We start from the raw sequence: 11,869 nt of genomic DNA, 5'->3' as shown, positions 1-11,869 counted from the left end.
GCATATCCATCCACGAAGTATACGTCTAGCTTGTACGGAATATGTTAATTGTATCCTACTCCGTGTCTCAATGCACATGTTCTTCATCGGATATTAACCATTACAGCAAAGCCCTATCTACAACCGTAATGGCTATAAATAGGGCTTACCTTATCTACTATAAATAGTTCATCGGATTTACAGGTTTGTTATTTTCGCGCACCTCAAAATGACAGTGAGGTCCTGTGGAATTGCCCGTCGAACCAACTTCTGCAATTTTTTGACCACGTTTCACAGTCTGCCCGGTATGAACCACCGTACCGCCATTGCGAATGTGTCCGTATAGGGTCCATAGCCCGTCTCCATGGTCAATCACAACCGTATTTCCATAGCCACTCCACCATTCGGCAACAATGACAACACCATCTTCGGCTGCATGAATATCGGTTCCCTGAGGAGCCGCCATATCAACACCTGTGTGGCCTTTAAGCTTGCCGGTAATCGGATGTACCCGCATGCCAAAAGTAGATGAAAGTCGGTAATGGGATACAGGCGAAGCCAATGTGCCCGTTCCGCCTGTATACGTGCTGGCTGCCGCATGGCTGGAATTCGAGGCGGCGCCTGAGGATGAAGATGCATATCGTTTGGCCTCAGCCGCACGTGCAGCCGCTCTAGCGCGTGCTGCTTTGGCAGCCTGCTCCGCTCTAAGCTTGTTCTTCTCCTGCACCAGACCCACACGCTTGTTAGCGAGTGCTACCAGCATGTCATTTTGCTCTTCACTGATTTCATCTGACTCAGCAATATCATGATCGTAATTGGAAATCAGTCTTTGTTTCTCTTTTTCCTTCGAATTCAGTTCTGCTTTGGCGTCCTGCTTGAGCGCATAGAGCTTCTTGGCATTTTTATATTCCGTGTCCAGCTGTTTCTTCTTGCTTACGACCAATGCCTTGTCCTTTTTATGCTCGTCCAACAGGATTTGATCCTGCTCCACGATCGTTTTCAAGGAATCTACCCGGCTGAGAAAGTCACTAAAACTGGACGAAGACATAAGCACGTCCATATATGAGACGGTTCCATCCGTATACATCAAACGCACACGAGTTTCCAGCATTTTTTCCCGTGACTGGATACGATCAATTGCCTCAGCTAAATCTTTTTTAGTCGCACGCAGATTATCTTCCGTTTGATCAATCTGAACCGCAACACGAGTCAGCTGATCACTGACGCTGTTAATCTGAGCAAGCACAATTTTCAGGTTTTGCACGGTTTTATTTTTGTAATGTTGGGCATACTGTTTATCTTGAGCAGCCTTTTCCTGTTGTTGCTTGGCAGATTGGGCCTGCTTTTCCAATTGGTTCAGCTGCGAATTGATTTCACTCATGCTTTTGGCATATCCGTCAGAAGGCTGGATTAGCAATGCGGCTACCAAGGTAGCGGCCAACACAGATCCTGTTTTTTTCAACTTGCACTCCCCATCCTTTATCGCAAAATAACACCGGGCTTCCCCGTTCTAATTGATACCGACCACGACGTCCAGCCAACGCTTCTTTATACTTTTAAGAACTTACGCATGGACAGGGTACTGCCAACAATTCCGACCAGCATACCCAAAATAATCAGCAATGCACTCAACTGAATCCAAATGCCTTCAAGTGGCATAAGCTTCAACATATTCAGAGCTATATCGCCCTGAACGGCGGTCAGCAAACGCTGATAGCCAGTAAATAAAATACCTACAGTAATAAGGGAACCAATAAGACCAATAAGCGCGCCTTCGATAAAAAACGGCCAGCGTATAAAAAAGTTGGTCGCACCGACCAGCTTCATAATGCCAATCTCTCTGCGTCGTGCCAATATGGTCACGCGAATCGTATTCGAGATAAGGAACATGGACATGATCGCCAGTCCGGCGACGAATATAAAGCCTACATTACGTATGAGCTTCGTAATCGTAAAGAGCGTCTCTACGGTGCCTTTTCCATAACGAACCTTTAAAATCGGTTTCTCTGGATGCAACGTATTCAGCTTCTCAATCTTTTCAGCCACAAATGGAACCGTTGTTGGTTCAATAACCTCTACCACAATTTTGTCCGGGAGTGGATTGCTGTCCTTGTCAAAACCCTCCAGCAGCTCCTTGCCGCTGTCTCCCAAATCTTTGCGCAGCTCCTCCAAACCCTGAGCTTTAGTCACAAAGGTCGTTTTGCTGATTTCCGGCATCGCCGCGATTTCCTTTTGCAGTGTTTCGCGCATGTTCTGCTCTACATTTAGCTCCAGAAATACGTTAACCTCTACCTGACTATCTGCCTGATCAGCCAGGGAATTGACGTTGAGCACCAGCATGATAAATACGCCCAATATAAGTAATGACACAATAATCGAGGTGACGGATGCCACGGACATCCAGCCATTGCGGAATATGTTTTTGAAACCTTCCCGCACATGACGTAAGAAGGTATTAAAAGTCATATCCGTACTCCCCTCTTACCTGATCCCTTACGATGTTGCCATTCTCAATAGCAATTACGCGTTTACGCATGGAGTTCACGATGTCCTTATTGTGGGTCGCCATCACAATGGTCGTACCCCTAAAATTAATTTCGTCCAGCAACTGCATGATCTCCCACGATGTCTCGGGGTCCAGATTTCCCGTAGGTTCATCGGCAATGATCACGGAAGGATTGTTTACGATGGCCCGTGCAATCGCTACACGCTGTTGCTCCCCACCGGAAAGCTGGGCAGGCTCACGATTCATTTTTGTTTTCAAGCCAACCAGTTCAAGCACTTCTGGTACCCGTTTGCGAATCAGCTTCTTGGGAGCTTCAATAACTTCCATAGCAAAAGCCACATTCTCATAAGCCGTCAAACGCGGCAAAAGGCGGAAATCCTGAAAAATGACTCCGATGTTACGACGAACGTAGGGAATTTTACGCTGCTTGAGCTTCCCGATATTAAAACCATTGACTGAAATTTGCCCCTTGGTAGGTACTTCTTCTCTATAAATAAGCTTCATAAAAGTCGATTTCCCCGCTCCAGACGGGCCGACTACGTATACAAATTCATTACGGTCAATTCTGACCGATACTCCTTGAAGTGCGTGGGTTCCGTTAGTATAGGTCTTCCACACATCCTGCATTTCAATCACTCGATCACTTCCCGCTGCTTAATCATATTACGCATAACCTAATATCCTTCGACATATTCCATGCATTTCCTTTAAAAACTTCTCTATTTCATCATACCGTTTATCATTGTAACAAATTTGTTACCTAAATAGTACCGAAAGTTTTCTGCTTTTGGCACATATATATGAATAATATGGCACACGAGTACGCTATCAAGCTTATCAGACAGGAGACATCTGCATTATGAAAAAAATTCATTTATCTGTCATTTGGATATGGGCTGGTGTTCTGGCGCTGGCCATGTTGTGGGGGGGACTTCATCTGTACGCCGACAGACAAACGCTGCCGGAGGGAGTGAGGGTCGGAGGAGTCAACGTAGGAAGCATGGATTACACATCCGCTCTCCGGCTGGTGGATAAAAAGCTGGATGCATTAAAGCAACGCCCACTGCTTCTGACGGACAGTGACAGCAGTGCACAGGATATAAAACTTACACTCGGGGAAGCAGGGATTCGTTATAAAGCGGAGGCATTTCGGAATGCCGTTAAGGCGCTCAGCTCGGAGCATCTATGGACTCGTGTGCAGACACGTTTTAGCTTCGAAAAGGAATGGTCTATCGCATCTTTCCGACAGAAGGAGATATTGAAAGCCCAATTCGGAGTCGATTGGGAGGAGCAACGATATGGCATGCCTATCAATGCTGTGCGTCAGATTGACGGGAATGATCAGGTTCGTTATATTCCGGGGCGCTCTGCGCGACGTCTGGATTGGCCCAAACTGGACGCCGCACTGGATAAGGCGCTGCCCAAGGATTTTACCGCTTCTGAGGAGCCGATACGAGTGGAATTACCGTTCCTTCAGCTGGAGCCGAAAATTTCGGTGGACAGCCTGCGTAATGAAGGGATTGAGCGCAAAATCGTCCAGTTCTCCACCAGTCTCGGCAGCAGCTCGGAAGGACGCGTGTATAACGTCAATTCAGCGGCAAGCACCGTTGATGGTTTAATTCTCAAGCCAGGTGACATATTCGACTACGGTCAATTGATTGCCAAGGCTGAGCGCACTCATGGCTTTCGTGAAGCTCCAGTGATCGTGAACGGTCAGTTGGAGTCCGGCATAGGTGGCGGGATTTGTCAGGTATCCAGCACGGTGTATAATGCAGCACTGCGAGTCGGTTTGGACATTGTTGAGCGCCGCAACCATTCCTTGCCGGTCAGCTACCTGCCCAAAGGTCAGGATGCGACTTTTGCTACAGGGTCCATTAATTTTCGTTTTAGAAACAATACAGGCAAACATTTACTACTTCGTGCGGCTGTCCAAAACCGAACGCTTACTGTTAAATTTTTTGGTACATTTCCGTCCAATGTTTCGTATGAACTGGAATCCCATACGGTTCGCATACTTCCCATACCGGAGAAGAGACTCCGTAATGACTCCCTTTCCCCCGGCTTCTATCAAGTACTTCGGCAGGGCAAAGAAGGGTATGTGGTAGAAACATTCCGGGTAAAAAAGGTGGACGGAAAAACCGTAGATCGCACCCGAATCAGCCGCGATACGTATCGAGCGCAGCAACGCATTATAGCTAGTTATGGCGGTGGCACATCGTCTGAGCCACAAACACGTGAACCCGAGAAGTCTATTGTCGAGGACGGTATAAGCGAATAAACGAAAAATCCCCCTTCCACTGTCGACTGGACTTGTTCCAGACAGAGTGAAAGGGGGATTTTAGCTATAAATTACTCGCTGCGTTTACCCAAAACAGAAATTTCTACAGGCTCACTTTCGTTACCGTCTGCATCTTCAGCTTTGATTACCAGCCTAACCGTTGCTTTTTGAGCAAGCACACTGATACTAAATGTGCCATCATCTTTGGCTACTGCACTACCGATAGGCAGTTCATTGGAATAGGCGGTTACTGTGGAACCTGCTTTAGCTGTCCCCGTAATTGTACCTTCTCCGTCATACACATCGTTGACTTTCAGTGCTTTCGTAGTTGCAACCGCGTCAGCAGCTGTGTCTGTAGTGCTATCTGTAGTCGTATCCGTAGTTGTGTCAGTATCTGTGTTGGTATCTATGGTTGTAGAGTTGTCCGTAGTCGTGCTATCTGTGCTGGTACTTGTGCTGCTATCTTCTGTTTCACTGCCAGAAGTAGTCGACGTGTTACCATAAGTGGAATCTGTCACATTGCCGTATGTGGAATCCGTCACCGTTCCACCAGGAGTCGTCGTCAGATTATCAACAGGGCTCAGGTTGTAACCGGAAGCAGCGTCCAGAATAGCAATCGCCTCTGCACGAGTCAGCGACTTCAGTGGCTGGAATTTACCATCCGGATAACCGTTGATGATTTTTTGCTCCGCAGCTGCCGCTACACTTTTCTTCGCCCAAGCTCCAATTTTATCGGAGTCAATGAATTTAGTAACATCTGCTGCGTTACCGGCAGTGAGTCCAATAGCTTTGCCTACGATAGCCGCAGCTTCTTGACGTGTTACCTTACCATTTGGTTTGAGCTTGTTATCTGCATAGCCGCTTATGTAACCTGCATTCACGGCACTTGTCAGCTCGTTGTATGCCCAGTGAGAGGCTGGTACATCTGTGAACGTTCTGCTTCCATTACCGTTTACTTTTACACTGTCCGCATACGTTACGTCAGTCACAGCTGGAGTATCCTGCGTGAACGTACCCAAGCTGCGATTCAGAAGAACAATAAACTCTGCACGTGTGATTGCCGCATCTGGTTTCACCGCGCCGTCCAATTGTCCTGTGGCTGACCAGCGTTGCACCTGATCTCCCGCCCAATGACCACTTGTAGTTTGAGGAGCAGCTGCCGCTGCGCTGAATGCGCTAAGAATAAGACCTGTACTCAATACACCTGTAACTGTATTTCTTAACTTTTTTCCCATGCTATAAATTCCTCCTCTGATTGGATTCATCATTCTTTTTTAAACACTTTACCAGAAATCAAACCCAAATAACCCCCAAATTAAAAAAATCGTCCCATATAACCATTCCCCCTCCTAATGTAGGATAAATAAGAAACGGGACTTAATACCTAGTTATTCACTTGGATATGTATATTTAGACAGGCTAAGGTATACTGAATGAATACTCGGTCATATGCTGAAACACCGCAATGAGGTCACAAAACCCTAGGAAAAGAGGTCTTCTTATGGCTCTTATTCAATGTCAGTTTTATTCTGAAGTTCTTGGTCTGAGCACATCCATGAATGTTATTCTTCCTCAGGCAACCCGTTCGCAGATTGGACTGGAAGGCAAGCAAGGAACCGGGCCACATCCGACGCTGTATTTGCTGCATGGACTATCGGACGATGATTCAACCTGGTTACGTCGAACCTCCATTGAACGCTATGTCGCCTCATTGGGCCTAGCTGTCGTCATGCCCCAGGTACATCGGAGCTTCTATACGAATATGGAGCAAGGCGCGGCTTATTGGACCTTTATCAGTGAAGAATTGCCAGCTTTGGCACGTTCATTCTTTCCTCTGTCCGACAAGCGTGAAGATAATTTTGTAGCCGGGCTTTCTATGGGTGGATATGGTGCTTTCAAACTGGCGCTCCGGCATCCAGAGCGTTTTGCAGCCGCTGCCAGCCTTTCGGGAGTCATGGATTTACACGCATCACGCACCGATCCTATGCAAAATGCGATGAGTCCAGCGGAATGGCTTAACATTTTTGGTCCAGATGAAATACGTGGAACGGATCACGATTTGCTGGAACTGTTACAACGTCATGCTGCCTTGGGAACCTCACTTCCCCGGCTCTACCAATGCTGCGGCACGGAGGATTTCCTATATAAGGGAAATCAGGCTTTTCGTGAAACATGTAATACTGCCGGAGTTCCGCTGACCTACGAAGAAGGTCCTGGAGCTCATGAATGGGGATACTGGGACGCGAAAATTCAGGATGTACTGGCGTGGCTACCGCTCAAAGAGCACTAAACAGGTTAAAAAATCCCCGCAGCTTCCCTCATCGCACCATGGCGAAGGGATAGGCTCGGGGATTTTTATGCACATTAGGGATTTGTCGTGGTCTCCGTCGATGGAGATCCTTTAGTTAGTGACTTGGGTAGCACCTTGTACAAGCGCCACTCACCATTAAACTCACGTTCAAGCTGGACCCAAGGAGCGCCTTTTTCATATAAATTCGGATATACCATATTGATTTTACTCAGTGGCATGCCTGACATGATCTTAGGTACAAGGATATAATCCACATGGTTATCCTGCGGATAACTTAATGCCTTATTGAATGAATAATCACTGGTAATCAGGAAGCGTTTTGGATATTGGCTGTAGACAATCATGGTGTAGGCTGAAGCCGAATCGGTCATAATGGTAGACTTCGGCAGATGCTCATCCAACCAGACGGCAATCTTACGATCTGACTCCTGTCTCACATAGTTCACATTCCCCGTTCGTGTGAGAAAGCTGTTCTCATCCGGTGCAATATCCGGGCGAGTCAATGCATAGGAAAGTAATCCAGCGGTAAGCAGCAGACTGACGGACACCAGGCCAAAGGCTGCCCTCCGCCATCGTCCCTGAAGCTGGCTCAGCTCATAGGGCAACCAGGCTACGGTAATTGGGAACACGTACATAAAATAACGAAACCATCCGTACGAAGATTGCTTCATCATGAGTAAAAATTGCAACCCTGGCACTGACAGGAACAGCAGCAAAATAATCAATGTTCCCCATCGGAACAAGCGTCCACTCAACAGACGAATGAACAGAATAGCAAACAACGGTACCGAATACCAGAGTGTTTTGGAAGCAATAAATTTCAAGGCCACCAGCGGATTGGAGAAAATCTCTACAAACTTATCATCATTCAGCAGTTCTGCCGATTGGGCTGTGTTCGAATACTCCGAATTCAGGAAGTAAAAAGCATTCCCCATAATGAGATAGTTGAAGAAAATCCACAACAGCCCGGAAAAGACCACAGGGAGCAGAAGCAGTAACCAGGTTGCCTCGACCTTGTGCAGTTTTTCTCGCAAGGCCAGTTCACGTCTGCCCATGTTTCGATGAAGAAACAGGATCGCCAATACCACGCCACCCGCCATTGCCACGCCCAGAGGAACCGCTTCATAGCGAGTCCAGAACGCCATGGCAAGCGCTAATCCAGAAACAATCAGACTTGCCGTCATGCGATCCTTGAGCCACAATGCAAACTCAATCACCGTCATCATAATGAAGTATATGTATAGCGAATCGCTCAGCCCATTGGCACCAAACAGTAAAATAAACGGATTCAGTGCATACAACAGTGCCAGCATGATGCTCATCCCTGAGCTAAGCCCTGTTCTGACCCCCGCCCGATACAGCAACATAGCGGTCAAAGCGGCAAAGGTAGCACTAAGAATGACAGCAGCCAATCCATAGGTGGCTAATGCCGGAAAGATTGGATACAGCAGTAGAATCACCATTTCCAGAAGACTGGGTAGTGGATTCCAGATAAATCCGATTGCGCCCAGATGCGGGTCACGGCTGTACAACACATAAAATGCATTAGCTACGCGACTGAGCGCGTCTGTGTGCATATATCCCAGAACATAGCTGAAATAGATGCCCGCAGACAGTTCCAATGCAAGTATAAATACAAACAGACCTATAGCCATCCATCTGCTTGCAGACCATTTGCGAAAGGACATTCCTCTCGTTCCCCCTCAAACTTCTTGCGGTGATACAGCTGTAGCCTAATCACACCCCACAGCTGTATGCTTTCCTCCGCTACGATGCACTAAATATCATAATTATTTTGATTCTTCATGCTCTATTTTGTACAGTCGCCACTGACCGTCAAAGTCATGTACCAACGAGGCCCACGGCGCTCCCTTTTCGAACAAATCAGGATAGTTCCGGTTCACCTGATCCAGCGGTACCCCATCCACCAAGCGCGTGACCAAGACATAATCCACCTTGGAAGCAGGCAGATCCATTAAAGATTTCCCAAAATCGTAATCACTCGTAATCATAAATTTCTTTGGAATTTTACTGCTCAAAATGATCGGATAGGCGGCATAGGAATCTGTCAAAATGAGAGATGAACCATAATGCTCATCCAGCCACGGCGCTATTTTCCGCTCAATAATTTGACGTTCGTAGCTTTCATTACCACTATGCGTTAAATAGCTGTGTTCATCTGCTGCAATCGCGGGGTTCGTCAGTGCGTAGGATAACAAGCCTGCTGTTACCAACATTCCTGCTGTTACCAGTGAGATTCCGATCCCCCTCATTTTCCCCTTCAATAAACTTAGCTCATACGGCAACCAGGCAACTGTAATCGGGAATACATACATAAAATATCGGAACCATCCAAAAGAAGACTGCTTGAGCATCAGCAAAAGCTGAAGTCCTGGCACCGATAAAAAAATGGCCAGTAGCGTTAACGTGCTCCAACTCAACAGACGTTTGTCCAATAGTCGTATGAGCAAAATCGCAATCAACGGAGCAGCATACCATAAGGTTCGTTGCCCGATAAACTTTAGCATCAGCACAGGGTGGGCAAACATGGCCACAAAGCGTTGATCTTCCAACAAAACCGCTGATTGTGTGGAATTGGAATATTGCGAGCGTAAGAAGTAAAGCGGATCGCCCATGATAATCCAGTTAAAAAAGAGCCACAGCAGACCGGAAAAGACAAGTGGCAACAATAATAGAAGCCATGTCGCCTCCACCTTGTACAGGCGCTCTTTTAAAGACAATTCCGTTCTAACCCTCTCTCTGTTTGTACGCCACCGGTGCAGAAAAAAGATCGTCAGCAATACACCCAAAGCCATCGCAATACCCAGCGGAACTGCTTCATAGCGAACCCAAAATGCCAGTGCAAGCGCAAAACCGGATACGATCAAATTCGCCGCCTTGCGATCCTTCAACCACATACAAAATCGACTCACTGTCAACAGGATGAAAAAGATATATGGCGAGTCACTCAAGCCGTTGAAGCCAAACAGAAACATAAATGGATTCAGTGAAAATAATAGCGCAATCAGCAAACTGGTTGCACCGTGAAGCCCCAACTGTTTGCCCGTCGCATACAATAATGCCGCGCTCGCCCCTGCAAATAGGCTACTCACAATCACTGCCGCCAGCCCGTGGGAAGCGAGTACTGGAAATAAAGGATAAAACAACAGCACAATCAGTTCCATCAAACTGGGCAGCGGATTCCATACAAACCCGATAGCACCCAAGTGTGGGTCACGACTGTATAGCACATAAAATGCGTTAGCCACTCGACTGAGCGCATCGGTATGCATATAACCAAGATACCATGCAAAATACACACCCACGGCCAGTTCAAGAGCAGTAATACAAGCAAACAATGATAGAAATTTTCCGTGTTTTCTTAAAATCATGAAACCTCTTTCTGACGCTGTTGCGGAACGGAGAAGATCCAGTAACGGTTCCAGATATAATTATGAACAGGCACGATGATGGTAGTTAGTACTTCACCGATCAGATACGACCAACCGATCCAGTGAATGGTCACGTACATCAGAGCGGCATTTAAGAGCAAGCCACAGGTACAGACCAATAAATATTTAAGAAACTGGGTGCGGCTTCCCTCGCCGGTAGGCTCGAACGTCCAGTTTCGGTTCAGCACATACGAAACGAGCAATGTAACCACGAATCCGATTGTAGTAGCCGTTACTGCTGGTACCGTAAACAACTCCACCAGCAACACAAGCACACCAACATGGATACCTGTACCCAGCAGCCCCACAATACCGTATTTAATGATTGGATACTTTAGATATGAACGTCTGATCATGTTGATTAAACTCCCTGTCCACCCACAATCGGTCAGCATTCGCCCGTTTATCTGCTATCAGATAGCGAGGCCTAGCTTTGACTTCGTGATATATGGCGGCAATATATTCTCCTACCACACCAATTGACAGCATGAGTACACTGCCAATAATCAAGAGCAGCAAAATGACAGTGGTAAAACCGGTCACAGCATCACCCGTTAATTTGCGCATTAAGGTCTGAATCCCCAATACGACTGAAATCAGCATGAAAATGAGGCCCATCAGACTCACTACCCGCAACGGTACTGTCGAAAACGAAACGATCGCTTCTGCTGCCAGTCGAGTCAGCCCTAGCGGACTCCAGCGGCTTGGCCCCTCTTCGCGTGGAGCCACCCGGAATGAAATCTGGGTTTTACGGAAACCTAGCCAGGCCGTCATCCCGCGGAAAAACGGCATCCGCTCTGGCATCGCCATCCAGGCATCCACCACTCGTCGATCCAGTAGCTTATAATCAGAGGCATCCTTGAGATTAAAGCCCGTCAAGCGGTTCAGGGTCGCGTAGAACAAAGAAGCTCCGAGCTTTTTGCCCACCGACTCTTCTCCCCGAAATTCTTTCACACATTCGACCAAATCATAACCTTCATTTTGCCATAAACGTACCATTTCACCAATCATTTCAGGAGGATGCTGCAAATCACCGTCCATGACAATGATTGCATCGCCAGAGGCATTTTCCAAACCTGCACACAACGCCAGTTCCTTACCGAAGTTCCGACTCAGTCGGAGCGCGAGCAAAGAGGGCATACGACGGGACAATTCGGACAGCTTGAGCCACGTATCGTCTTTGGAACCATCATCTACTATGATGAGCTCATAGCGTGAGGTGACAACAGACAATACCCCATCAATTACCTTAAGTGAACGCTCGAGATGCGAGCTTTCATTGTACATGGGAATGACGACGGATAAAAAAGGTGTTTTTGTCTCCATTCTTGCTCCTTCTTTCT

General features: G+C 47.1%; 10 protein-coding genes. 2 read left to right on the top strand and 8 right to left on the bottom strand.

The features are described from left to right. Positions 1-157 precede the first annotated feature (157 nt). The 3 genes from BM358_RS24055 to ftsE form a co-directional block, all read right to left on the bottom strand. On the bottom strand, positions 158-1,441 hold the full coding sequence (locus BM358_RS24055) for a M23 family metallopeptidase (RefSeq protein WP_023990619.1): 1,284 nt from the start codon (positions 1,439-1,441) through the stop codon (positions 158-160). An 86-nt stretch (positions 1,442-1,527) separates the two neighbouring features. Continuing rightward, positions 1,528-2,445: a permease-like cell division protein FtsX gene (ftsX, locus tag BM358_RS24050; protein ID WP_013312238.1), complete on the bottom strand. Its 918-nt coding sequence runs from the start codon at positions 2,443-2,445 to the stop codon at positions 1,528-1,530. Continuing rightward, positions 2,435-3,121: a cell division ATP-binding protein FtsE gene (gene ftsE / locus BM358_RS24045; protein ID WP_023990620.1), complete on the bottom strand. Its 687-nt coding sequence runs from the start codon at positions 3,119-3,121 to the stop codon at positions 2,435-2,437. Before ftsE ends, ftsX begins: the two co-directional genes overlap by 11 nt. 223 nt (positions 3,122-3,344) lie before the next feature. Here ftsE and BM358_RS24040 point away from each other — a divergent pair, with 223 nt between their 5' ends. Beyond that, positions 3,345-4,763, top strand: a complete 1,419-nt coding sequence (locus BM358_RS24040; RefSeq protein ID WP_028542120.1) for a VanW family protein — start codon at positions 3,345-3,347, stop codon at positions 4,761-4,763. 71 nt (positions 4,764-4,834) lie between these two features. Here BM358_RS24040 and BM358_RS24035 read toward each other — a convergent pair whose 3' ends face one another. Continuing rightward, on the bottom strand, positions 4,835-5,998 hold the full coding sequence (locus BM358_RS24035; protein WP_028542121.1) for an S-layer homology domain-containing protein: 1,164 nt from the start codon (positions 5,996-5,998) through the stop codon (positions 4,835-4,837). Positions 5,999-6,264: 266 nt separating this feature from the next. Here BM358_RS24035 and BM358_RS24030 point away from each other — a divergent pair, with 266 nt between their 5' ends. Next, entirely contained in the window at positions 6,265-7,053 is a 789-nt protein-coding gene (locus tag BM358_RS24030) for an alpha/beta hydrolase (protein WP_028542122.1), read from the top strand. Positions 7,054-7,127: 74 nt separating this feature from the next. Here the strand turns inward: BM358_RS24030 and BM358_RS24025 are convergent, their stop codons facing one another. From BM358_RS24025 to BM358_RS24010, 4 genes are all read right to left on the bottom strand, one after another. After that, the gene (locus BM358_RS24025; RefSeq protein ID WP_028542123.1) at positions 7,128-8,762 is read right to left on the bottom strand and encodes a glycosyltransferase family protein; all 1,635 of its coding nucleotides are present in this window, start codon (positions 8,760-8,762) and stop codon (positions 7,128-7,130) included. Between the two features lie 102 nt (positions 8,763-8,864). Beyond that, positions 8,865-10,466 (bottom strand): ArnT family glycosyltransferase, encoded by a 1,602-nt coding sequence (locus tag BM358_RS24020; RefSeq protein ID WP_028542124.1) that lies wholly within the window; start codon positions 10,464-10,466, stop codon positions 8,865-8,867. After that, the gene (locus BM358_RS24015; RefSeq protein ID WP_023990626.1) at positions 10,463-10,882 is read right to left on the bottom strand and encodes a GtrA family protein; all 420 of its coding nucleotides are present in this window, start codon (positions 10,880-10,882) and stop codon (positions 10,463-10,465) included. The genes BM358_RS24020 and BM358_RS24015 overlap by 4 nt, the downstream gene beginning before the upstream one ends. After that, positions 10,845-11,852: a glycosyltransferase family 2 protein gene (locus BM358_RS24010; RefSeq protein WP_023990627.1), complete on the bottom strand. Its 1,008-nt coding sequence runs from the start codon at positions 11,850-11,852 to the stop codon at positions 10,845-10,847. Before BM358_RS24010 ends, BM358_RS24015 begins: the two co-directional genes overlap by 38 nt. Positions 11,853-11,869 lie beyond the last annotated feature (17 nt).

It is taken from the genome of Paenibacillus sp. cl130 (assembly GCF_900116035.1).
In the GTDB taxonomy this organism is placed as follows: Bacteria; Bacillota; Bacilli; order Paenibacillales; family Paenibacillaceae; genus Paenibacillus; species Paenibacillus polymyxa_B.
The sequence above is the reverse complement of the archived record's forward strand: the minus strand, read 5'-3'. Positions and strand labels throughout refer to the sequence as shown.